This is a genomic window from Janthinobacterium sp. HH102 (assembly GCF_001758625.2).
In the GTDB taxonomy this organism is placed as follows: domain Bacteria; phylum Pseudomonadota; class Gammaproteobacteria; order Burkholderiales; family Burkholderiaceae_D; genus Janthinobacterium.
This window is the reverse complement of sequence record NZ_CP062062.1, coordinates 4,362,420-4,383,407: the sequence shown is the minus strand read 5'-3', so window position 1 is coordinate 4,383,407 and position 20,988 is coordinate 4,362,420. Positions and strand designations below refer to the sequence as shown.

At 64.1% G+C, this 20,988-nt stretch carries 21 protein-coding genes and 4 tRNA genes; 14 read left to right on the top strand and 11 right to left on the bottom strand.

Translation table 11 applies throughout. From position 1 onward, the window contains the following. Window positions 1-52: 52 nt before the first annotated feature. A complete protein-coding gene (locus JAB4_RS19935; protein WP_070219228.1) occupies window positions 53-1,036 on the bottom strand; it encodes a diguanylate cyclase in 984 nt (327 codons plus the stop codon). Between the two features lie 306 nt (window positions 1,037-1,342). Then, entirely contained in the window at window positions 1,343-3,850 is a 2,508-nt protein-coding gene (locus JAB4_RS19930) for an ATP-binding protein (protein WP_070219227.1), read from the bottom strand. A gap of 428 nt (window positions 3,851-4,278) precedes the next feature. Between JAB4_RS19930 and JAB4_RS19925 the strand changes: the two genes are divergently transcribed. The 3 genes from JAB4_RS19925 (at window position 4,279) to JAB4_RS19915 (ending at window position 4,682) form a co-directional block, all read left to right on the top strand. Further along, window positions 4,279-4,355: transfer RNA gene (locus JAB4_RS19925), tRNA-Arg, on the top strand. A gap of 82 nt (window positions 4,356-4,437) precedes the next feature. Further along, window positions 4,438-4,514: transfer RNA gene (locus tag JAB4_RS19920), tRNA-Arg, on the top strand. Window positions 4,515-4,605: 91 nt separating this feature from the next. After that, a tRNA-Arg gene (locus tag JAB4_RS19915) sits at window positions 4,606-4,682 on the top strand. A gap of 118 nt (window positions 4,683-4,800) precedes the next feature. Here JAB4_RS19915 and JAB4_RS19910 read toward each other — a convergent pair. Further along, window positions 4,801-6,930, bottom strand: a complete 2,130-nt coding sequence (locus JAB4_RS19910) for a hypothetical protein (protein WP_070308401.1) — start codon at window positions 6,928-6,930, stop codon at window positions 4,801-4,803. Between JAB4_RS19910 and JAB4_RS19905 the strand changes: the two genes are divergently transcribed. Continuing rightward, complete coding sequence (locus JAB4_RS19905) at window positions 6,925-7,230, top strand: hypothetical protein (RefSeq protein WP_139143559.1); 306 nt, start codon at window positions 6,925-6,927, stop codon at window positions 7,228-7,230. The genes JAB4_RS19910 and JAB4_RS19905 overlap by 6 nt on opposite strands. Continuing rightward, window positions 7,208-7,284, top strand: a tRNA-Arg gene (locus tag JAB4_RS19900). The genes JAB4_RS19905 and JAB4_RS19900 overlap by 23 nt, the downstream gene beginning before the upstream one ends. 55 nt (window positions 7,285-7,339) lie before the next feature. Here the strand turns inward: JAB4_RS19900 and JAB4_RS19895 are convergent. Beyond that, complete coding sequence (locus tag JAB4_RS19895) at window positions 7,340-8,212, bottom strand: AraC family transcriptional regulator (RefSeq protein ID WP_070219484.1); 873 nt, start codon at window positions 8,210-8,212, stop codon at window positions 7,340-7,342. Window positions 8,213-8,327: 115 nt separating this feature from the next. Here JAB4_RS19895 and JAB4_RS19890 point away from each other — a divergent pair, with 115 nt between their 5' ends. Together JAB4_RS19890 and JAB4_RS19885 are read left to right on the top strand one after the other, a co-directional pair. Further along, window positions 8,328-9,287 (top strand): phytanoyl-CoA dioxygenase family protein, encoded by a 960-nt coding sequence (locus JAB4_RS19890; protein WP_070219485.1) that lies wholly within the window; start codon window positions 8,328-8,330, stop codon window positions 9,285-9,287. Between the two features lie 92 nt (window positions 9,288-9,379). Continuing rightward, on the top strand, window positions 9,380-10,525 hold the full coding sequence (locus tag JAB4_RS19885) for an alpha-hydroxy acid oxidase (protein WP_070219486.1): 1,146 nt from the start codon (window positions 9,380-9,382) through the stop codon (window positions 10,523-10,525). Here JAB4_RS19885 and JAB4_RS19880 read toward each other — a convergent pair. The 4 genes from JAB4_RS19880 to JAB4_RS19865 all read right to left on the bottom strand — a co-directional run bounded on the left by JAB4_RS19880 (window position 10,522) and on the right by JAB4_RS19865 (window position 13,487). Then, window positions 10,522-11,028 (bottom strand): ATP-binding protein, encoded by a 507-nt coding sequence (locus JAB4_RS19880; protein WP_070219487.1) that lies wholly within the window; start codon window positions 11,026-11,028, stop codon window positions 10,522-10,524. The two genes, JAB4_RS19885 and JAB4_RS19880, sit on opposite strands and share 4 nt — an antisense overlap. A 199-nt stretch (window positions 11,029-11,227) precedes the next feature. Further along, window positions 11,228-12,034, bottom strand: coding sequence for a DUF6624 domain-containing protein (locus JAB4_RS19875; protein ID WP_083286974.1), 807 nt, complete (start codon window positions 12,032-12,034; stop codon window positions 11,228-11,230). Window positions 12,035-12,044: 10 nt separating this feature from the next. Further along, window positions 12,045-12,710, bottom strand: coding sequence for a hypothetical protein (locus JAB4_RS19870; protein WP_083286975.1), 666 nt, complete (start codon window positions 12,708-12,710; stop codon window positions 12,045-12,047). 9 nt (window positions 12,711-12,719) lie between these two features. Next, the gene (locus JAB4_RS19865; RefSeq protein ID WP_083286976.1) at window positions 12,720-13,487 is read right to left on the bottom strand and encodes a CPBP family intramembrane glutamic endopeptidase; all 768 of its coding nucleotides are present in this window, start codon (window positions 13,485-13,487) and stop codon (window positions 12,720-12,722) included. A gap of 179 nt (window positions 13,488-13,666) precedes the next feature. Between JAB4_RS19865 and JAB4_RS19860 the strand changes: the two genes are divergently transcribed. From JAB4_RS19860 to JAB4_RS19830, 7 genes are all read left to right on the top strand, one after another. Further along, window positions 13,667-14,230 carry a GNAT family N-acetyltransferase gene (locus JAB4_RS19860; RefSeq protein WP_070219489.1) on the top strand — a complete coding sequence of 188 codons (564 nt, stop codon included), beginning with the start codon at window positions 13,667-13,669 and terminating at the stop codon, window positions 14,228-14,230. Further along, window positions 14,227-14,574: an SMI1/KNR4 family protein gene (locus tag JAB4_RS19855; protein WP_175444700.1), complete on the top strand. Its 348-nt coding sequence runs from the start codon at window positions 14,227-14,229 to the stop codon at window positions 14,572-14,574. The genes JAB4_RS19860 and JAB4_RS19855 overlap by 4 nt, the downstream gene beginning before the upstream one ends. 18 nt (window positions 14,575-14,592) lie before the next feature. Beyond that, a complete protein-coding gene (locus tag JAB4_RS19850) occupies window positions 14,593-15,132 on the top strand; it encodes a GNAT family N-acetyltransferase (protein ID WP_070219491.1) in 540 nt (179 codons plus the stop codon). Then, a complete protein-coding gene (locus JAB4_RS19845) occupies window positions 15,129-15,842 on the top strand; it encodes a response regulator transcription factor (protein ID WP_070219492.1) in 714 nt (237 codons plus the stop codon). The genes JAB4_RS19850 and JAB4_RS19845 overlap by 4 nt, the downstream gene beginning before the upstream one ends. Further along, a complete protein-coding gene (locus JAB4_RS19840; protein ID WP_070219493.1) occupies window positions 15,835-17,058 on the top strand; it encodes a HAMP domain-containing sensor histidine kinase in 1,224 nt (407 codons plus the stop codon). The genes JAB4_RS19845 and JAB4_RS19840 overlap by 8 nt, the downstream gene beginning before the upstream one ends. Before the next feature lie 75 nt (window positions 17,059-17,133). Next, window positions 17,134-18,009 (top strand): alpha/beta hydrolase-fold protein, encoded by an 876-nt coding sequence (locus JAB4_RS19835; protein WP_070219494.1) that lies wholly within the window; start codon window positions 17,134-17,136, stop codon window positions 18,007-18,009. A 60-nt stretch (window positions 18,010-18,069) separates the two neighbouring features. Next, on the top strand, window positions 18,070-18,573 hold the full coding sequence (locus JAB4_RS19830; RefSeq protein ID WP_227742000.1) for a DUF1993 domain-containing protein: 504 nt from the start codon (window positions 18,070-18,072) through the stop codon (window positions 18,571-18,573). 3 nt (window positions 18,574-18,576) lie between these two features. Here JAB4_RS19830 and JAB4_RS19825 read toward each other — a convergent pair whose 3' ends face one another. The 3 genes from JAB4_RS19825 to JAB4_RS19815 are packed head-to-tail and all read right to left on the bottom strand — an operon-like array spanning window position 18,577 to window position 20,968. Further along, window positions 18,577-19,032, bottom strand: coding sequence for a hypothetical protein (locus JAB4_RS19825; protein WP_070219495.1), 456 nt, complete (start codon window positions 19,030-19,032; stop codon window positions 18,577-18,579). Continuing rightward, complete coding sequence (locus tag JAB4_RS19820) at window positions 19,029-20,012, bottom strand: D-2-hydroxyacid dehydrogenase (protein WP_070219496.1); 984 nt, start codon at window positions 20,010-20,012, stop codon at window positions 19,029-19,031. The genes JAB4_RS19825 and JAB4_RS19820 overlap by 4 nt, the downstream gene beginning before the upstream one ends. After that, entirely contained in the window at window positions 20,009-20,968 is a 960-nt protein-coding gene (locus JAB4_RS19815; protein ID WP_070219497.1) for a LysR family transcriptional regulator, read from the bottom strand. Before JAB4_RS19815 ends, JAB4_RS19820 begins: the two co-directional genes overlap by 4 nt. Window positions 20,969-20,988 lie beyond the last annotated feature (20 nt).

Sequence of the window (20,988 nt, the reverse complement as noted above, 5' to 3'; positions counted from 1 at the left end):
AGCCATCAACGTGGCTTGCCGGTTTTTTTCATGTGCGGTGTGGCGTAAAAACTCAGGCGATCGACGGAATGTTGTTTTTTTGCATATTCACCTGCGAGGCGATCACCTCGTGCGGGATGCAGCAAAAGCGGTTCTTGCCGGCACGCTTGGCTTCGTACAGGGCCGTGTCGGCCGCGCCCAGCAGGGATTCGACGGTGCTGGCGTCGTCCGGGTAGATGGCGATGCCGATGCTGGTCGACAGGCGCAGGGTCAGGTCGTTGATGAAATACGGCTCGGAAATGACTTCGATCAGCTTGGCGGCCGGTTCGCGTGCGTCGCCCTTGCCGGCCAGGTTGCCCAGCACGATGACGAATTCGTCGCCGCCGATGCGCGCCACCGTGTCTTCCTTGCGCGATGCGCTCACCAGGCGGGCCGCCACCATTTTCAGGATTTCATCGCCATAGCCGTGGCCGTAACTGTCGTTGATGGCCTTGAAGCCGTCCAGGTCCAGGTACAGGATGGCCGACTTGCCGCGGCTGCGGGCCGATTGCTGCAAGGTATGCTCGATGCGGTCTTCCAGCAGGCGCCGGTTCGGCAAGCCCGTCAGCGGATCGTGCAGCGCCAGTTCCTGCTGCTGCTTGCTGTATTGGGCCAGTTCCTTGTACAGCAGGCGCACTTCCAGCATGTTGTGGATGCGCTTGTGCACTTCCATCAGGTCGAAGGGCTTGCTGATGAAGTCGCGCGCGCCCGCTTCCAGGGCGGCGATCTTGAAACTCGGCTGTGCCGTCAGGGCCAGCACGGGCAGGTAGCCGCCATGCTCGATTTCCTTCAAGCCTTTCATGACCTGGAAACCATTGAGTTCCGGCATTTGCAGATCCAGCAAGATCAGGTCGTAGCAATGCTCCCGGTGCAGGGGGCAAACCTGGGCCGGACGCATGGTGGCCGTCACATTGGTGTAGCCGGCATCGCGCAGGATTTCCAGCATCAGGTCAACATTGTCGGGTGAATCGTCGACGACCAAAATTTTGGCTTTCAAAATCTCATCTTGGCTGGGCATGTAAGGTCTCGGTTATACGGTCTATGCAACGCTGGCTTCCACCGCAGATGATGGGCTGACGGCAGTGGGGAAGATAGTAGCGCCTTGCAACAAGTTAGGGCGCACAACAGCGCTTGAGCTCGCTTCTGACGTTCTCGCCGGCCCAGGCCGCCATCTCCAGCCTGCCGTGCAGGTGCGTTTCTGCATTTCAGTGTAGCAAACTTTAGCTTAGTTGCTTGTAGGACAGAGCCGCGTCTGAAAGTAGGAAGGCTAGCCCATGAAAATAGTCATTTTGTACTGCATCATGTATTTCTTTGCATCATCCTTTTAGGGCGGCGTATTGCTGCCCTCTTCAGGACGCTGCGTGAGGGAGCGCGTTGCGGCCAGTTGCGCTACGGCCGCCAGCAGTTCGGCCGGGTCGAGCGGTTTCGAGACCCAGGCCTGGAAGCCGCTGGCCAGTGCCCGCTGGCGGTCCTGCGGTTGCGCGAACGCCGTCAGCGCCAGCGCGGGCAGCCGGGCCGCATCAGGGGAGGCGTGCGCGCGGATTTGCGCCAGCAAGTCGAAACCGTCGGCGTCAGGCATGCCGATGTCGCTGACCAGCACATGCGGGTGTACCTGGTCCAGCAGTTGCAGCGCTTGCGCCACGTTGCCGGCGCCATGCACTTCGGCGTTGCTGTCACGCAGGATGCGCGCCGTCAGTTCGCGCGCATCGGCCTCGTCATCGACCAGCAGGACGGTGACGCCGCGCAAGTCATGGCTGGCGGGCAAGTCGCCGCCCGTTGGCCGCGCCGGCGCGGTTCGCGTCCCCAGGGGCAGGCGCACGGTAAAGCTGGCGCCCTGCATGTCGCCGGCGCTGCTGACCGTGACCGTGCCGCCATGCTGCTCCACCAGGTGCTTGACGATCGCCAGTCCCAGCCCCAGGCCGCCATGCCGGCGCGTGGTGGAGGCGTCGGCCTGGCGGAAACGGTCGAACACGTGGGGCAGGAAGTCTTTCTTGATGCCGACGCCGTTGTCGCTCACCGTGATGGCCAGGCGGCTTGCCTCGCGGCGCACGCCGATCTCGACCCGGCCGCCTTGCGGCGTGAACTTCAGGGCATTCGACAGCAGGTTCCAGATCACTTGCTGGATACGGCTGGGGTCGCCCGTGATCCTGCCCGCATCGCTGGCGATGTTGCTGTGGATGGCGATGTGCTTGGCGTCGGCCGCCGGGCGCAAGGTTTCGATGGCCGAGGCGATGATGCTGGCGGGCACGATGGTTTGCAGATCCAGCAGCACCTTGCCGGAAGTGATGCGGCTCATGTCGAGCAAGTCTTCGATCAGTTGCGCCTGCGCGCGCGCATTGCGTTCGATGCTTTGCAGGCCGCGGTGCAGGTCGGCCTGGTCGCGCGTGCCGCGCCGCAGCACTTGCGCCCAGCCCAGGATGGCCGACAGCGGCGTGCGCAGTTCGTGCGACAGCGTGGCGAGAAAATCGTCTTTCAGCTGGTTCGTGCGCTCGGCGTCGGCGCGTGCCTCGCGTTCGCTGTCGAGCAGCACCTTGCGCTCTTCGGCGGCGCGCGTGGCGGCCGCGTACAGGCGCGTATTGTCGAGCGCGACGGCGGCCTGGGCCGCGATGGCCGAGACGATGCGTTCGCTGCGCGCGCTGAACATGCCCGCTTGCGGATGGCCGAGCAGCAAGCGCCCCAGCAGCAGGCCCGAGCGCGAGCTGACGGGCAGGCTCAGGCAGCTGCGCAGCGGCGGCGCGCCGCCGGCGCTGGCGTCGGGCGCGGCCAGCAAGTCGTTCTGGCGCATGGCCGCTCCCTGGCGCAGTTCCGTGGCGATGGCATCTGCCTGGCGCAGGCTGATGCCGTTGACGGCGCGTGCCGCGGGCAGGGCGTCGGGATCGTCGTGGATATCGCCCGCATCATCATAGTAAAAGGCGCCGAAGCGCGCGCCGCTGATGCGCGTGGCCGCATCGACGGTTTCCTGCAGCAGGGCCGGCAAGTCGAGGGTGCTGGCCAGGGCCGCGCCCGTATTGTTGAGCAGCTCCAGTACGCGCGTTTCATCGCGCAAGGCTTCCTGCGCCCGCTTGACCTGGTCGACGTCGGTGCTCGTGCCAAACCAGCGCAGCAGCTGGCCGCCCCGGTCGCGCACGGGATTGGCGCGCGTCAGGAACCAGCGGTACTGGCCGTCGGCACCGCGGATGGGGAACTCCATTTCGAAGGGCGTGCCCTCGCGCAAGGCGGCCTTCCAGGCTTGCAGCATGGAAGGCAGGTGCTGCGCGTCATAGGCGATGCTCCAGCCGTCGCCCGCCATCTGTTCGGCAGTGGTGCCCGTGTAGTCGTGCCAGCGCTGGTTGTACCAGGCAATGGTGCCATCGAAGCTGGCGATCCAGGCCAGTTGCGGGATGGAATTGGCCAACGCGCGCAAGTCTTCCTCGCTGTGGCGCAAGTTTTCCTCGGCCGCCTTGCGCTGGCTGATGTCCTGGATATACGTGGTCAAGCCTTCGCTGGAAGGGAAGATGCGCACTTCCAGCCAGCGCCCCAGCGGCGGATACGGCAGTTCGAAACTGCAGCTGAGCTGCTGCGCCATGGCGCGCCGGTACTGGGTTTCCAGTTCCGTGCCATGCAGGGCGGGGCAGGCATGCCACAGGTTCTTGCCCGCCAGGCCGGTGCCAGGCGCGTGTTGTGGCGCGAGCATGGCGGCGCCGCGCGTATTGAGGTAGCGGATGGTCCAGTCGCGGTCGAGCAGGCAAAAGCCGTCGGTAATACCTTCCAGCAAGTTGGACAGGCGCTCGTCCGATAGGCTCAGCGGCGCTGATGGGGGAAGCAGATCTTGCTCGCGGTCATGCTTGGCCATCGGAAATCCTGCAACAATGAATCTGCCGCACGGGCGCTTGTCCCGCCGGGCCGCCGTCGCTAAGCTCAGTTAAATAGGTCATGATGCTCAATGTCCGCCGTCATGCATCAGGGAAGGCAAAAGCGCCCCTGTCTGGCTGGTATTGTAGCCCCAAGCGGGGCACCGCCACCGCACGCTTGCGCGCCGCCTGCAGATAGCACTGGACAGGCTGGAAAGCAGTCCCTATAATCCCGCTTCTTTCGAGGCAGCAACTCCTCGATTCGCTGGACCCGACTGTGGAAGCAGAAGTGCCCTGCGATAAAAAGGCGTCAGCTTTTTGGCAGTGAAAAGGTAGTCGATCATGCGGGGCGGTATTCTGCAAAATCAGCTAAGCGATTGAAAAATCGAACTTTTCAAAGCGAAATGAATACGCTATAATGTTTGCCTGCGCGGCTGTAGCTCAGCTGGATAGAGTACTTGGCTACGAACCAAGGGGTCGTGGGTTCAATTCCTGCCAGCCGCACCAGAATACTGAAAATCAGACTTTGCCTGGTTTTGTTGTGACAAGTTTCACCTCCATGTTGTTGATGGAATGTTGTAGAAGTTTTGCGGCTGTAGCTCAGCTGGATAGAGTACTTGGCTACGAACCAAGGGGTCGTGGGTTCAATTCCTGCCAGCCGCACCAGTATTGATTAGTATCGTTGCCGGAATGAAGTTCGCTTCGTTCTGATGAAAGTTTCAAGCTTCGCGCCGTTCGGCGAAGTGTGTCAGAGTTTGCGGCTGTAGCTCAGCTGGATAGAGTACTTGGCTACGAACCAAGGGGTCGTGGGTTCAATTCCTGCCAGCCGCACCAGTATCAGCAGTAGTGAAAAAACCCGGAAAGTTCGCTTTCCGGGTTTTTTTTCGTCCAGCGAAAGGCAAGCGTGCAGCGCGCCGCCCCCATCGCGGCGCGCTGCAGTGGCCGGGCCCCGTCAATTCGGATAAGGCTGGCCCGACGACGCCTGGTTGCCCAGGACGATGGTGGTCACCCACAGTCCGCCGCTTGTCACGGGACCGGTGAACTTGAACAGCGAGGCGCCAGATTGCGCCGGGTCCGCCACGTTCGACGCCAGCGCATTGAGCCCCGAGGTCGTGAACGTGCACGAGGTTTCTTGTCCAACCGCATTTTGCTCCGCGTTCAGCACCGGCGTGGCGCCATTGAACAAGTACAGGCCGCAATTATCCATTTTCGATCCGTAGGTGGCCGACTGCGTGTAATTGAAGGTCACCGCGCCATCGAGCAGGGCGGCGGACGGGATGGACGACAGTTTCGCCGGCGTGATGCTGGTGAGCGTGGCGAACAGGCTGGCCTGGTTGGCCTTGGCAAACGCTTTCGACAGGGGCACGGCATTGATCTGGAACGGGAAGGCGCTGACGGCGCCATTCGGCGTTTTCAGGGTCCACACGTAGATTTTTCCAGGCGCCACTTTCGTTTCGTCGATGCAAGCCGTACCCGCGCCCAGGCCCGGCGTATTGACGGGCAGGCTGGCCAGGTCCTGGCAGCTCTGGATGGCTTCCGCGTTATTGTAGAAAGTGCTGGCGGCGCCATTGCTGTCGGCCACCCGCATGTGGGTGTAGCCGGTGGCCGGCAGGATCAGCTGCAGTTTGCTGCCGGCCGAGCCCGGTATCTGGAAGTCACCGAACGTCGTCAGGCCCGGTCCCCGCACGTCGATCTTGTTGACGGCCGGATTTTCCTGCAGCACGGTGTCGAGCTCGACGTGGGCTGCCCATTCGCGCGCAAAGCTGGCCGTGCCTGCAGCATCGAAGTTGCGCTGGATGCGCGCATTCATGTGCATGTCCAGGTGGCCGCTGCCGGCCAGTTTCCAGCCGCCGGCGCAGCCGCTGGTGTCGCCCGTCTTGACCAGCTTCCAGTTGAGCATGCCCGCATCTGTTCCTATGCGTAACTGTACCCATGCGCTGCTGGGCTTGCCTGAAGTAAAGGCGATGGCCGTCGCCCCGGCACCGAGGCGATTGCCGATGAAGTCGGCGACGCGCGTCGTCGAGGTGCTGCTCGCGGACGTCAGCGTGGCGATTTCATCGGCGCTCAAGGGCTGCATGCTGACGCTGGCCAGGCCCAGCGCCTCGATCGTCAGGCCCGCATGGGCAGCCTGGTCCGCGCTGCTCAGGGCGGACACAATGTCGGCCTTGCCCACCGCCGCGCCCATATTGAAGCTGCTGTCGATGAACGGCGACACGGCCGCCGCCGACGGCACGACGAAGCCCGTCTTCGGATACAGGGCGCTGAGCGAGGCCATGCAGGCGCGGATTTCCGGCAAGACACTGGCCGCGGCCGTCGCTCTGGCCAGGTCGGCGTCCGATGGCGGCGTCGCTGCCGGTATCGTCGGCGCGCCGCCGGCGGCGGCCGGCAGGGTTACGCTGCCCAGCGCGCTGTTGGTGGCGATCAGGGTGACGGTGGCCATGGCGCCCTGCGCTTCCGCGGGCGCGACGAGGATCTGGTCCAGCACGGCGTCCATGCCCGTGCCGTTGGCAACAAAGGCGCCCGTCAGCGGATTGGTATTGCCGGTATTAATCGGTTTGATCATGGCGACGACGGCGGCCACGGCCGCATCGAGCCGTTGCTGCGTCGCGGCATTGGCCAGGGCCGCGGTGCAGGCGGCCGATACCGTATTGGCGACGGGAGCGCAGACGGCGGCCAGGGCCGTGCCGCCGGGCTGGCCCGACGCCGTGGAGACGATCAGGTCGGTCAGCGGCGTGATGTTGACGGTTTGTCCAGCCGCGGTGGCGATGGAATTGAGCGTCACCTGCTTGCCGCCGGACGAGCCGGTGATGCTGAGGAAAAACGGCGCCGTCATGCCGGCCACGTCCACCGTAAATGCCCCGCCGGCGCCGGTATTGACCGCCGTGGACACTTTGCCCTTGCTGTCGATGGCCACCACGCTGCCCGAGATGGGCGCGCCGACGGCGGCAGTGCCGCTGAGCGTCGTTGCCGGCGGCGGCACGACGGGCGGAACCGGGTCGGCGGGGCTGCTGCTACTGCCGCCGCCACAGGCGGCAAGAAGGAGGGTGGCCGCGCAGGCGGCGGCCGGAGGCAATTTATGCAAGTTTATTTTCATGACATCCCCTTGGTATTTTTTTTGGAATTACTGCTAGTAAACATTCTCAAAGTTTTCCATGAATTGCAATTTATTTTTCTTGGATGCATTAATAATGGCCAATCAGTCATCAGCGTGTCGGTTTTGCGCCGCAATCAGAAAATCAATGTGATTAAAAATGCAAGTTGCGGGGCGGCCGGTGAAAAACCGGGGAGGGCGTCAATTGTGAAATATCGCCGCCACGCCCTTTGCCATTCTGCAAAGCCCTGCTATAATCTTGTCTTAGGCGGCTGTAGCTCAGCTGGATAGAGTACTTGGCTACGAACCAAGGGGTCGTGGGTTCAATTCCTGCCAGCCGCACCAGAATATCGGGGATCAGATTGTAAAATCTGATCCCCTTTTTCGTTTCCGAACGGATTTACGATAGGTCTTTGACGCCGCGCCGGTATTGCAGGCGAAACGCGCGCGGCGTGACGTGCTTGGCGGCGCGGAACTGGCGGTTGAAATGCGCGAGGTTGCGGTAGCCCGCCTCTTGCGCGATGACGGCGATGGCGAGATTGCTCTCGATCAGCTGTTGGCAGGCGCGGCCGATGCGCAGGCGCGCCAGGTACTCGCCCGGCGTGCAATGCGCGTGGCGCTTGAAGCAGCGGTGAAACGCGCCCAGCGACAGGGCCGCCCGCTGCGCCAGGCTCTCCAGTGCGATCTCTTCCCGGAAATGCGCGTGCATGAAATCGAACACGCCGGCCATGCGCTTGTGCTGCCCATCGGGCAGCGGCGCCTGCGCCGTCGAGGCCAGCGGCCGCGCGCCCGTATCGCCCGCCAGGTCCAGCAGCACGTCGAGCAGCAGCGGCAAGCGCTGCGGCACGGGCAGGGCGTTCAGTTGCAGCAGTTTATCAGCGCTGCGCGCGCTCGTCCGCGGCGAAAAATGCAGGGCCGGGCCGGCGCGGGCCGCCAGTTGGCGCAAGCTGAGAAACTCGGGAAAACAGGCCGCCAGCCGCTCCAGCCACTCCGATGAAAACCACACGACGACGGCCAGCATCGGCTGGCTGCTGTCGATGCGCTCGCTGGCCGACCATGTGTGCGGCAAGTTCGGCCCCAGCAGCACCAGGTCGCCCGGTTCGAAATCGCCCAGGTGGTCGCCGATGTAGCGCTGCCCCCGCGCATTGACCGTCAGGGTCAGCTCGAACTGCGGGTGGTAGTGCCAGATGAAGGGAATGGTGTCGAGTTCGCGCCACAGCAAGCCCCAAGAGTGGCCCGCCGGTATCGTGACTTGTTCGAATAAAGGCGTCATTGTGACGTTTGAAGCGTATGAATAGTCAGGATAGTATCAGTATTGGCCGCTTGGCGCGCATTTCACCCGGCCATGCCATCGCACAATCTGTCTCACACCAACACAGGAGACAGCGATGCAAGAAGATCGATATCAATACGGCGAAGACCGTCCCGGCAACCCGTCCGTGGCCTACACGGAACAGACCCAGCTGCGCGACATCCGCAAACAGCTGCCCCTGCGCGTGCTGTCCGACAGCGATTTCCTGCACTGGCAAACCTATGGCTACGTCATCGTCAAGGATGCGGTGTCGCCCGAGCAAGTGCGGCGCACGACAGATTTCCTGTGGGAATTCCAGGGACTCGACCAGCATGACCCCGCCACCTGGAACCGGGAGCAATTGCGCGATCACGCGATGAAGGAACTCAACGGCTCCGGCATGGTCGAGGCCTATCACAACCAGACCCTGTGGGATAACCGCCAGACCCAGCGCGTCTACGACGCCTTCGTCGATATCTGGGACCGTCAGGATTTGTGGGTGACGATCGACCGCGCCAACCTGAACACGCCGAACCATGGCAAGCGCAAGTTTGGCGGTTTCATCCACTGGGATGCGGACACCACGCTCGACCCGCTGCCCGTCAACGTGCAGGGCGTGCTGGCCCTGTCCGACACCTCGCCCGAGAGCGGCGGTTTCCAGTGCTATCCGGAATTGTTCAATAACTTATTGAGCTGGCGCAAGACCGTGCCGGCGGATCGCAACCCGTGGCAGCCGGACCTGGCGACGGTACCGTACCCGATGGAATTCATCGCCATGCAGAAGGGAGAACTGCTGATCTTCAACAGCCTGCTGGCGCACGGCATCCGCCCGAACACGTCGACGGACCAGGTGCGGCTGGCGCAATACATTTCCTTTACGCCAGCCCAGCAAGACAACCAGACCTTGCGCGACTGGCGGGTGCAAAGCTGGCGCGAACGCAGCGCACCGCAGGGCTATGCGTTTCCCGGCGACCCCGAGGACAAGGAAAAGCTGCGCTATCCGCAGGCGCGCTTGAGCGAACTGGGCGAGAAGATCCTCGGCGCGCGCGACTGGTAAGCGAAGCGCCATCCGGCAGGCTTGCCTGCCGGATAGACAATTACCGGTAAATGCACGATCATGGTCCGACTAGCCATCGACCGAGGAAACGCATGAGTATCATCACCTGCATCGAAGACTTGCGCGTGCTGGCCCAGAAACGGGTGCCGCGCATGTTTTACGACTACGCCGATTCCGGCTCCTGGACGGAATCGACGTACCGCGCCAACAACAGCGATTTTGCCAAGATCAAATTCCGCCAGCGCGTGGCCGTCAACCTGGAAAACCGCAGCCTGGCCTCGACCATGGTGGGGCAGGCCGTCTCGATGCCGGTGGCCCTGTCGCCCACGGGCTTGACGGGCATGCAGCATGCGAATGGCGAAATCCTCGCGGCCCAGGCGGCCGAGAAGTTTGGCGTGCCGTTCACCCTGTCGACGATGAGCATTTGCTCGATCGAGGACGTGGCGGCGAACACGACAAAACCGTTCTGGTTCCAGCTGTACGTGATGAAGGACCGCGAATTCATCAACCGCCTGATCGACCGCGCCAAGGCGGCCAAATGCGGCGCGCTCGTGCTGACGCTGGACTTGCAGGTGCTGGGCCAGCGCCACAAGGACTTGCGCAACGGCCTGTCGGCGCCGCCGAAACTGACCATCCCGAATATCCTCAACATGGCCACCAAGCCGCGCTGGGTGGCGGGCATGCTGGGCACGAAACGCCGCGGTTTCGGCAACATCGTCGGCCACGCCACGTCCGTGTCCGACATGTCGTCGCTGTCGGCCTGGACGCAGCAGCAGTTCGACCTGAGCCTGTCGTGGGCGGACGTGGAATGGATCAAGCAGCGCTGGGGCGGAAAACTGATCATCAAGGGCATCATGGACCCCGAAGACGCGCGCCTGGCCGTCAACAGCGGCGCCGACGCGCTGATCGTCTCGAACCACGGCGGGCGCCAGCTCGATGGCGCGCAATCGTCGATCGAAGCCTTGCCCGCCATCGTCGACGCCGTCGGCAGCCAGATCGAAGTGCACATGGACGGCGGCATCCGCTCGGGCCAGGACGTGATCAAGGCCGTGGCCTTGGGCGCGAAAGGCGTCTACATCGGCCGCCCGTTTCTATATGGCCTGGGCGCCATGGGCGGCCCGGGCGTCACCAAATGCCTGGATATCATCCGCAATGAACTCGATCTGACGATGGCGTTTTGCGGCTTGCGCGACCTGCAGCAGGTGGACAAAAAAATCCTGCTGCCGGGGACGTTTTAAGCGGCAATCCGCACGATATCAAAGCCTTCCGAGGCGTCGGGCGGCGTGAAGTGGCGCGTGATTTCATCAAATTGCGCGTCGCTGGTGGAGAACGGGTGCAAGCCGCTGTCATTGCGCCGGCGCAAGCGCGCCTTGCATTCCTCATCCGTCACGTCGAGGTAGTGCAGCACGTGCGGCACGCGCGCCTGCTGGAACAGCTCGCGCATCCAGGCGCGGCTGGCGGGCGTATTCGCGGGGAAATCGAGCACGACGGACACGCCCGCCTGCAGCATCTGCAGGGCCAGAGGCGCGATGGCCGCGCGCAGCCGCGCCGCGCAGGCCACATAGTCGGCCAGGCTGGCGATCTGGCCCGGATACAGCTGCGCCAGCAGGGTGTCTTCGCTGATGCGCACGGTATGCGGCGCTTGCGCAAGCTGGCTGGTCAAGGTGGATTTGCCCGAGGCAATCTTGCCGCACACGAGGTGCAAGGTGGGGATAACGGGGGTGCTGGAAGTGGTGTGCATGGTCGCTCGCTGAAAGTGAAAACAAAGCCTGCGAGACGTCTTGATTATTTGTTGCCGATCAAAGCCGCCTTGCAGGCGGCTTGGTCAATGTCATTCCTGTCCAGCCACCATGTGTGAAATGGCGGCAATAATCGATGGCAGGGGCGGGAATGGCGATGGCATGGCATGGCGCAACGATGCCATGCGACGGTTGGCGTTGTCAATTGTCCTTTTCGAATAACTGCCGGTACTGCGCATACGGTTCCATGCCCATGCTGGCGCGGCGCTGCTCCAGGCGCTGCGGATCGTCGATGGGGAAGGGCACCGTCTTGCCGGTGCTATCCGTGCGGAACTGGCTGCCGTACAGCTGCGGCAGCTTGTCATTGCTCAAGTCGCGGTCGATCGCCAGTGCCAGCTTCGAGGGCGTGATCTCTCCCCTTGCCGCTGCCGCGCGCATCAGCGGCAGGCTGCTTTTGAGGAAGGCACTGGAACCATGCTGGGCGATCAGCCAGGCGCTGCCCGCCGCCTTGTAGCCGACCATCGTTTGCGTGGGCCAGCCCTTGCTGGCGATGATTTGCCGCAAGCGTTGCTCGCGTGCTTCATCCGTGGCCAGCATGCGCTGGCGCGTGGCCAGGTCCGGCCCCGTTGGCGGGAATCCCGCGCGCAGGGCCTGGTCTTCCTGTTCCATGGTCCGCAATTCGGCTGCCAGCGCCGCTTCGGGCACCGCGGCCGGATACAGCAGGAAGTCCAGCGCGCCCGCCGTGGCCACGCTGAAGATGAGCTTGGGTTCCGCTTCCCAGCCGGGCGATTGCAAAAGTAGTGCCAGTGTGCCGCCTTCAGGTACATCAATACGGTAGCGGCCATTTTCGACCGTGCCATGTATCTGCGGCTCGCCGTGCATGCGCTCGGCAACGATGCTGATGGCTTGCGGCAGCGGCGTTCCATTGCTGCGGATGGTGCCGCTCAGCTCAAAGGCGCCCGCATGGACGCTCCAGCACAGCAGGATGGCGCAGGTCAGACGTGGCATGGGAGTGCGTTCATGCATGGTGGATGTCGAGTTTGCTCCACACATCCTGGAACGCGGTGTCATCGAGCGGCCGCGCATGCGGGTCGTCCTGCCGGAACAGGCCGCCGATCAGCATGTCCTGGATGGCACCCGTGAAACCGCCGTACGACGAGGCGCGGCCCCACTGGCGGCGCGTGTGGGCGAAGACGACGGTGTCTTGCCGGGCGGCCAGTTGCGCCAGCGCTTGCCGCAAGGTGGCGGCCGCTTCCGGGCCCATGTCCGTGGCGATGGCGCACACCAGGCGCTGGCTGAACTGCAAGGGCTTGCCTGCCAGTCCCAGCAGCGATTCGTTGGCCAGGGCGAGGAATACGTCGGGCGCCTGGTCGTCCTTTTCGCAGACGGTCCAGGTGGGCGCCCACGCTTCCAGGCTCATGAAGCGCGCTTGCGTCGTGGCCGGCGTGTGCGTCCACTTCGCGTGCGATTTGGCGTCCCAGCCCAGGCGGCCAAAGGGAATCGGCTTGCCCTTGGGATTGTATTGATGGCTGCGCACGGCGGCCTTGCCCCTCGCGCCAGCCTGCGCCATCAGGCCGTCGAGGCTGGCGGCGAACGGCGTCCATTGCGCCGCATCCCATAGCGGTATGGCATTGGGCGCGGCCAGCAGCAGGAATACCTCGTAATCACGTGAAAAAAACGCCATGCACATTCCTTATCGTTGCAGTTGATATATGACCGCCCGCTGGCTGGGGCGCAGCAGGTAGACGCCGTACAGGCACAGGGGCAGCACGGCCAGCAGGGCGATATATGGCAGGATCGATGCGCCATCTTCGGCCGGGTGCGGCAAGGTGGCCGTCACCAGCGCGTAATCCCACAGTCCATGCACGAGCACCATGGGCCAGATGGAGCGGGTGCGCAGGCGGATGGCCGCATAGCCGACACCCTGCAAGGTGGCGGCCACGGCTTGCCACAGGGCGCCGCTGACGTCGCCCGTGGCCAGGCCGTTGGCCGTATGGGCCAGGCCGAACAGCGCCGAGGACATCAGGACGGCGGGCCAGACGGCGTAGCGGTCCAGCATGCCTTGCAGCAAGATGGCGCGGAACATCAGTTCTTCCGAGACGGCCACCAGCGCCGCATTGCACGCGACGATCAGCAGCACGCGCGGCTGCGGCCAGCCGCCGGCCCAGGCCAGCAACAGCATCAGCAGCGCATACAGCAGGGGCGGCGAGGCGAGCCACACCGTTTTCCATGGCTGCGGCGCGCTCAGGCCCGCTTCGCGGGGCCGGCTGGATGCCAGCAGCAGCGCCAGCGCGAACAGGGCGGCCAGCGCCCACGACAGGCCGATACGGCCGGTGACGGCGGCGCCCGGCAAGGCGTAGCCGGCCGATTCCAGCCAGCGGCCGCCCATGCTCAAGCCCAGCCAGACGGCCAGTGCCCCCAGGGCAAGCGGCATGGTGAGGTGGATTTTAGGGATGGACATGGTCGGCTTCGGTGTTGGCTGCGTGTTTTACTGCGTGCATGAGCGGATCATGAAGTTGCATCAATGATATGGTCGAAATATTGCCATATTACATTAAAAGCACCGTCACAAAATTGCCACTTCGTTATAGTTGCATGGAATAATAAGCATTCGTCCGTTTGCCGCCAGACTGGAGCGCCATGACCTACAGCAAGACCATCACCACCGACCGCCTGATCCTGCGCAAGCCGCAGCCATCCGATGAGGCGGCCCTGTTCGCCATGCATGCCGATCCCGAAGTGATGCGCTATTTCAGCGAGCCGCCCTGGGACGATGCCGGCCGCGCCGCGCGCCAGATCGCCGAGGACAGCGCCGCCTTCGAGAACGAAGAGTTCTTCCGCTTCGCCATCGAACTGCAGCAGACGGGCGAGTATGTGGGCAGCTGCACGCTGTTTTCCGTGCACCGACAGAACCGCCGCGCCGAGATCGGCTATGCGCTGGCGCGTCCGCACTGGGGCCGTGGCTATATGCATGAAGCGCTGTCGGCGCTGATCGAGTACGCCTTCGTCGAGCGCGACCTGAACCGCCTGGAAGCCGATATCGACCCGCTCAACGCCGGCTCGGCCAGCGCCCTCGAGCGCCAGGGTTTCAACAGGGAAGGCTTTTTGCCCGAACGCTGGATCGTTGGCGGCCACGTCAGCGATTCGGCACTGTACGGCTTGCTGCGGCGCGAATGGGAAGCGCGGCGCAAGGATGCCGCGTGAGCGGGCAAGCGATCGACGCGCTTGAACGCTGGCTGGGTGCCCCCTTGCCGGCGCATTACCTGCGTTTTTTGCAGGATGGGCAAGAGAGCATGCGCGGCGAACAGGTATTGCTGTACGGCGTGGACAGCTTACGGGAACGCAATGAAACGTATGAGACGCAGCAATTTTGCCCCGGCTACATGACCATCGGCGACGACAGCGGCGGGCGCGCCGTCATGCTGGCGCTCGATGGCGTTGACCGCGCCGTGTACCTGGTGGACCATGGCTCGATGCAGCGCGACGATTTCGAGCGGGCCGCCGATGATTTCGCCGCCTGGCTGGCCGCCGATTGCCCCGTCGATTGATTATTCCATGAGCAAACGATGAAACCGGCTGACTTGCCCTGTTCCACCCATCCCCTCGTGACCTTGCGCCCACTGGAACGCAGCGACGCGCCCGCCTGGTATGCCTACCTGGCCGACCCTGCCGTCGTCGAGCACACGAGCTGGGCCTTGCGCGGCATCGATGACCTGCAGGCCAATTTCGATGATTACGCGTCGGCCCAGCCGGCTTCGCCCATGCGCCTGGCCGTCGTGCTGCGCGACGGCGGCCAGCTGGTGGGCACCATCGGCTTCAATGCGATTTCTCCGCAGCACCGCACGGCCGAAATCGCCTACGACCTGGCGCCCGCCGTGTGGGGGCATGGCGTGGCCACGTCCATCGTGAATGCCGTCGTGGACTGGGGCTTTCAGCGCCTGGGCTTGCTGCGTATCCAGGCGACCGTGCTGGAAAGCAACGAGCGTTCGCTGCGCGTGCTCGAACGCTGCGCTTTCGAGCGGGAAGGCTATCTGCGCAGCTACCGGCAAATCCGTGAAAGATCGGGCAACTTCTGGCTGTATGCGCGCCTTGCCGGTATTCCATGAGCAAAGCGCCCTTGAACATCCTGCTGGTGGAAGATCACCTGGCCATCGCGCGCCAGGTATTGGATTTCCTCGACGGTCTGGGCTGGCAGACCGACCATGCGGGCACGGGCGCGCTCGGTGTCGCGCTGGCCACGCGCAACACTTATGACGTGGTGCTGCTGGACCTGAACCTGCCCGATATCGATGGCTTGCAGGTGTGCCGCGCCATCAAGGCGGGTGCGCCCAGCAATGTGCCGATTCTGATGCTGACGGCGCGCGACGCATACGAAGACAAGGCACGCGGCTTTCGCGACGGCGCCGACGACTATCTGACCAAGCCCTTCGACTTGCGCGAAGTGGCCTTGCGCTGCGAAGCGCTGGCGCGACGGCAGCAGTTGCACGTGCACCAGGAAATGCGCGTGGGCCCATTCACCTTGCAGACGCGCGCAGGACGCGCCCTGTACCGTGACGCAACGCTGCCGCTGACGCAGACGGGTTTTAAAATTTTGCTGCTGCTGTGCCGCGAGCATCCGCACGCCGTGTCGCGCTCGGCCTTGCTGCAAGCCCTGTGGGGCAGCCAGCCGCCGGACAGCGACGCCCTCAAATCGCATATCTATGCGCTGCGCAAGCAGCTGGAACTGGTCGGCGGGGCTGGTGCGGCGGGCGTGCTCGTGACCATCCCGCAACTGGGCTACCGCCTGGCCTTCGATGCGGCGGCCGGCGATGGTTAGGTCGATCCGGCAGCGCCTGTTTGCGGCCCTGGCCGGCTTCACCGTCCTGCTGTGCCTGTGCTACACGGGCCTGGCGCTGGTGATCGCCTACGTGACGGAAGACATGCTGGTGCAGCGCCTGCTCGAGCGCGAAGCGGCGGTGGTTAGCCAGCGCTTGCGCCAGCACGGTGAGCTTACGCCGTCTGGCAGCGACCTCATCACGGTTTATGGCCGCTACCTTGATTTGCCTCAAGTGGTGCGCGCGAAAGTGCCAGCATCTGCCCCGCGTGGCGAAGTGTTTACGACGACGGGCCAGCATTATCACGTGCTGGCGCTGAACCTCGTTGCCGCCGGCCAGCCGCAGCGCGCGTATCTGCTGGCCGACGTGGCGCCCGTGCTGGTGGTGCAGCGCCTGGTGCGGGAGGTGGGCGGTGTCGTCGCTGGCGTGGCGCTGGCGCTGATCGCCCTGGCCTTGCTGCTGGCATACTGGCTGGCGCGGCGCCTCGTGCTGCCCTTGCAGAGATTGGCGCAGGAAGCGCGCCAGCTGGCGCCCGGCGGCGCCGTCCATTTCAGCGAGCGCGATCGCCCCGACGAGATCGGTTTCCTGGCGCGCCGCCTGGAAACCACGTTTGCCGAACTGCAAACGGTGTTGCGGCGCGAACAGGCATTCGCGCGCGACGTCAGCCACGAACTGCGCACGCCGCTGACCTTGATGCACAACGGCCTGGCGCTGGCCGGCGCACAGCCCCTGGCGGCAGCTGAGCAGGCGCAGCTGCGCCAGGGTGTCGACGACATGCGCGCCACCATCGAGGTGCTGTTCGCGCTGGCGCGGGCCGAGCAACTGCCCGGCGACGTGATGGAGCTGCGCGCCTGCATCGAGCAATGCCTGCTGCGCCTGCTCGACGAACATCCGTGGGACGCCAGCCTGCTGACGCTGGACTTGCCCGAGCGCCTCGAGGTCGTCGGCAATCCGCCTTTGACGATGTTGCTCATCAATAACTGCCTGGCAAATGCCCTGTTCCATGGCGGCCCCGCTTGCCGCATCCGCATCGCGTATGCGCAAGGCCGTCTGAGCATCGGCAATACCGTGCCGGCGGGGCAGCCGCGGCGCGTCCAGGGATTTGCGCATGGACAAAGCTTGCTGGGGCGCGTGGCGCAGGCCATGCGCTGGGAAATCCGTTTCCATCCGGGCGAGGCGCACTATCGCGTCGACATCATTCCCCTCCAGATACGATAAAAAGCAGGGAGATTTCACCGCGATTTCACCGGCGCCTGCGTAAGCTGCAAGCTCTTGATGAATGGAGAAAACCGCATGAAGTTTCTTATCAGCCTGCTGGTGCTGGCGTGCACCAGCCTCCCCGCACTGGCGCAAGTGAGCAGCCTCGTCCACAAGGAGGAAAAGCGCCGCTACATCGTCTATACGCCGGAGGCTTATCAAAGCCAGCCCCAACAGAACTTTCCCGTCGTCTTCAATTTCCATGGCGGCGGCATGAGCATGGCGGAACAGATGCTGTACACGCAAATGAACAAGGCGGCCGAGCGGCACCGGTTCATCGTTGTGTATCCGCAAGGGATCAAGCAAGACTGGAACGTGGGCTTCGGCATGGATTACCTGGCTGGCACCGATGACGTCGGCTTTACGCAAGCGATATTGAGTAAACTCAAGCAGGATTACCGCATCGATGACAAGCGCGTGTATGCGACGGGCCTGTCGCGCGGCGGTTTCTTTGCCTTGCGCCTGGCGGCCGAGCTGCCCCAGCAGTTCGCCGCCGTTGCCTCGGTGGGCGCGCCCATGCCGGAACCGGTGCTGCAGCACCACAAGCAGAAGGACAAGGTCGGCATGCTGCTGATGCAGGGCACGGCCGACAAGGTGGTGCTGATCGAGGGCAAGGCCGCCAGCTACCTGTCGGCAGAAGACACGTACGATTACTGGCGCAGGCACAACGGCATCGAAGGCGCCACGCCGCAACCGCGCCTGATTCCCGGGCCTGCGGGCGACGCCACGCAAGTGAGCTGGCAGGAGCAGGGTGCGGGCGGCGCCAAGGTGGCCTTGCTCACCATCAAGGACGGCGGCCACACCTGGCCGGGCGCCGACGCCTTCAATATCGGCCTGCCCATCGGCAAGACCACGCACGCCATCGATGCGAACGAGGTGATGTGGGAATTTTTCAGCAAGCACCGGCGATAACGCTGCGGGGACGCGGGTGCCTGTGGCACACTCTTGTCATCTTGAATCTTGCATGAGGAAATGATGAACAGCCACCCCGTCGCCATCTTTTGCCGCTCGCTGGGCCAGTTGTCGGCCATGCTGGACAAGCTCGACGCCCAGCCGCAGTTGCTGGCCGCGCGGTTGCACCCGGACATGCTGCCGTTCGCCCAGCAGGTGCGCGCGGCCGTAAGCTTTTCGCTGCGCGGCTGCTGCCCGCTGGCGGGGCTGGAGGTGGCCGATTTCAGCGCCGCCGCCAGCCTGCAGGAACAGATCGCGCAGACCATGCGTTATCTCCAGGACATTCCCGCAGAGAGCTTCGACGGACCGCTTGAGCGCATCTGCCGCGACCGCGCCGGCTTTGCCGACATCGCGCTGCCGGCCGGCGAGTATTTGAATTTGTACATCCTGCCGAATTTCTACTTTCACTTCAGCATGGCGTATGCGATCGCGCGCAGCAGCGGTGCGGCCATTGGCAAGGGCGATTTCGACGGCTATCACCTGTATGCGCCGGGTTTCAGTTTTGAGCGCCCCGCCGCGCCGTAAGGCCTACAGCCCCGCTTCCTTCCAGGCAGACAGTCCCAGCCGCTTCAACAGCCGGCCCGACAGCCCGCAGCTCCAGCAGCTGATCTGGATTTGCCGGTGCCGCCCCTGGTCCGCATGCCAGGCTTGCTCGGCATAATCGAGCAGGGCGTCGCTGAGCGCAGAGGCGTCGGCTGTCGCAGGCAAGCGCGACATCAGTTCGAACACGCCGTGGGACCTCTCCTGGATCTGCAGCAAACCGGCCAGCAGGGCGCGCAGCACGGCGCCGTCGATGGAAGCGCTCGCTTGCGTGAAACGCTCCTGCCAGCATGGCTCGCGCTGCGGCCACAGGGCCAGCAGCGCGGGCACGTCGGCCGTCCGCAGCTGTCCGATCAGCTCATCCGCCTCCTGAAACAGGTCGAGGCGGTCGTATTCCTCGTCGTCGCCGCACAGCAGTTCATCGAGCTCCTGCAACACGCTCATGCCACCACGTTCACGGGAGCACCGCGTTCGAACGCTTCGATATTGCCGATCAATATGTCGGCCAGCTTTTGCATGGCCTCGCCGCTGGCCCAGGCCGTGTGCGGGGTGAGGATGAAGTTGGGTAGGCGCAAGTTCAACAGCGGGTTGTCGGGCAGCGGCGGTTCCTTCGACAGCACGTCGAAGCCGGCGCCGGCGATCACGCCACGGGTCAATGCGTCGGCCAGCGCCGCTTCATCGACGAGGCCGCCCCGCGCCGTGTTGATCAGCAGCGACGTGGGCTGCATGCGCGCCAGCTCTTGCTCTCCGATGATGTTGCGCGTCTTGTCCGTCAAGGGCAGGTGCAGACTGAGCACGTCGGAGGTGGCCAGCAGTTCATCAAAACTCACTTCCTGCACGCCGTCTTCCTCGATCGGGGAACGGTTGTGGACGATCACCTGCATGCCGAAGGCGCGTCCCAGCTGGGCCACGGACTTGCCCAGCGCGCCGTAGCCGAGCAAACCCAGGCGGCTGCCGGCCAGGTCGCGGATCGGGTGGCCGAACAGGCAGAAGCGGTCGGACTTCTGCCACAGGCCCGCTTCCACGTCCGCGCGGTAGGCGATGAGCTGGCGGCGCAGGGCCAGCATCAGGGCCAGCGTGTGTTCGGGCACGGTGGCGCGCGCATAGTCGCGGATATTCGCGACGATAATGCCCCGCGCGCGGCAGGCGGCCAGGTCGAGGATATCCGTGCCCGTGGCGGCCACGGCGATCATTTTCAGGTGGGGCAGCTGCGCCAGTTCGGCCGCGCGCAGCGGCACCTTGTTCGTGATGGCGATGGTGGCGCCTTGCAGGCGGGCTACCGTCTGCTCGCTGCCCTTGGTATGCGGATATTCTTCCCAGCTGTGGGCAAAGGCGGGCGGGCGCACGGTGGCGATCAGGCTGTCGCGGTCGAGAAAGACGATGCGGTGCGGGTGCAGGTGCGGCGGTGTGCTTGCTGCGGTCATGGCTGGGCCTCGGTCAGGGCGGCACGCGCGGGCAGGGTGCTCTTGCCCTTCAGTTGCGTGGCCGGGTGGTTGGTAAACATGTCGGCGACCCATTCGACAAACACGCGCACCTTGGCGGACAGGTGGCGGTTGGGCGGATAGATCACGTGGATGGGCAGCGGGTCGGATTCCCAATCGCCCAGCAATTCCACCATTTTGCCCTGTTCCATCAGGGGCGCAAGCATGAAATGCGTCATTTGCACGATGCCCAGGCCCGCCAGACCGGCCGCCGCGTAGGCGTTCGAGTCGTTCAGGGCGATATGGCTGGGCATGGACATCTGGATGCGTTCGCCCGCGCGCGTGAAATCCCATTCGAAGGTCTTGCCCGTCTTGGCGGAGAAGAAGTTCACGCCCCGGTGCTGCGCCAGGTCGTTCGGGTGCAACGGCGTGCCATAGCGCGCCAGGTAGCCGGGCGCGGCACAGGTGATGAAATGCAGCACGCCGACCCGGCGCGCGATCAGGTTCAAATCGCCCAGTTCGCCGCCGCGCACGGCGCAGTCGACGCCTTCCTCGATCAGGTCGACGGGGCGGTCGCTGCAGCCGAGTTCCAGCGATATATCGGGGTAGCGGGCGAAGAAGTCGGGCAGGGCAGGGATGATCAGTTCGCTGGCCAGGGCCGTGGGCGCGTCCACGCGCAGCCGTCCGCTGGGACTCAAGCGCGTGCGCGACAGCGATTCCTCGGCTTCGCGCACGTCCGACAGGATGCGCACGCAGCGTTCGTAATACGCGGCGCCGTCGGAGGTGATGCTGACGTGGCGCGTGGTACGGTTGAGCAACTTGACCGACAGGCTCGCTTCCAGCGACTGGATCAAGGTCGACACGGTGGCTTTGGGCAACTGCATGTTTTCCGCCGCGCGCGTAAAACCGCCCGCATCGACGACTTGGATGAAAACTTCCATGGCTTGCAGCTTGTTCACTTGATTTCCTATCACTTTCT

Excerpts from the sequence above, each read along its gene's own strand:
- JAB4_RS19935 (WP_070219228.1), bottom strand. The coding sequence starts at position 1,036 with ATGCCCAGCCAAGATGAGATTTTGAAAGCCAAAATTTTGGTCGTCGAC.
- JAB4_RS19930 (WP_070219227.1), bottom strand. The coding sequence starts at position 3,850 with ATGGCCAAGCATGACCGCGAGCAAGATCTGCTTCCCCCATCAGCGCCG.
- JAB4_RS19905 (WP_139143559.1), top strand. The coding sequence starts at position 6,925 with ATGCAAGTTTATTTTCATGACATCCCCTTGGTATTTTTTTTGGAATTA.
- JAB4_RS19895 (WP_070219484.1), bottom strand. The coding sequence starts at position 8,212 with ATGACGCCTTTATTCGAACAAGTCACGATACCGGCGGGCCACTCTTGG.
- JAB4_RS19890 (WP_070219485.1), top strand. The coding sequence starts at position 8,328 with ATGCAAGAAGATCGATATCAATACGGCGAAGACCGTCCCGGCAACCCG.
- JAB4_RS19885 (WP_070219486.1), top strand. The coding sequence starts at position 9,380 with ATGAGTATCATCACCTGCATCGAAGACTTGCGCGTGCTGGCCCAGAAA.
- JAB4_RS19880 (WP_070219487.1), bottom strand. The coding sequence starts at position 11,028 with ATGCACACCACTTCCAGCACCCCCGTTATCCCCACCTTGCACCTCGTG.
- JAB4_RS19875 (WP_083286974.1), bottom strand. The coding sequence starts at position 12,034 with ATGCCACGTCTGACCTGCGCCATCCTGCTGTGCTGGAGCGTCCATGCG.
- JAB4_RS19870 (WP_083286975.1), bottom strand. The coding sequence starts at position 12,710 with ATGGCGTTTTTTTCACGTGATTACGAGGTATTCCTGCTGCTGGCCGCG.
- JAB4_RS19865 (WP_083286976.1), bottom strand. The coding sequence starts at position 13,487 with ATGTCCATCCCTAAAATCCACCTCACCATGCCGCTTGCCCTGGGGGCA.
- JAB4_RS19860 (WP_070219489.1), top strand. The coding sequence starts at position 13,667 with ATGACCTACAGCAAGACCATCACCACCGACCGCCTGATCCTGCGCAAG.
- JAB4_RS19850 (WP_070219491.1), top strand. The coding sequence starts at position 14,593 with ATGAAACCGGCTGACTTGCCCTGTTCCACCCATCCCCTCGTGACCTTG.
- JAB4_RS19845 (WP_070219492.1), top strand. The coding sequence starts at position 15,129 with ATGAGCAAAGCGCCCTTGAACATCCTGCTGGTGGAAGATCACCTGGCC.
- JAB4_RS19840 (WP_070219493.1), top strand. The coding sequence starts at position 15,835 with ATGGTTAGGTCGATCCGGCAGCGCCTGTTTGCGGCCCTGGCCGGCTTC.
- JAB4_RS19835 (WP_070219494.1), top strand. The coding sequence starts at position 17,134 with ATGAAGTTTCTTATCAGCCTGCTGGTGCTGGCGTGCACCAGCCTCCCC.
- JAB4_RS19830 (WP_227742000.1), top strand. The coding sequence starts at position 18,070 with ATGATGAACAGCCACCCCGTCGCCATCTTTTGCCGCTCGCTGGGCCAG.
- JAB4_RS19825 (WP_070219495.1), bottom strand. The coding sequence starts at position 19,032 with ATGAGCGTGTTGCAGGAGCTCGATGAACTGCTGTGCGGCGACGACGAG.
- JAB4_RS19820 (WP_070219496.1), bottom strand. The coding sequence starts at position 20,012 with ATGACCGCAGCAAGCACACCGCCGCACCTGCACCCGCACCGCATCGTC.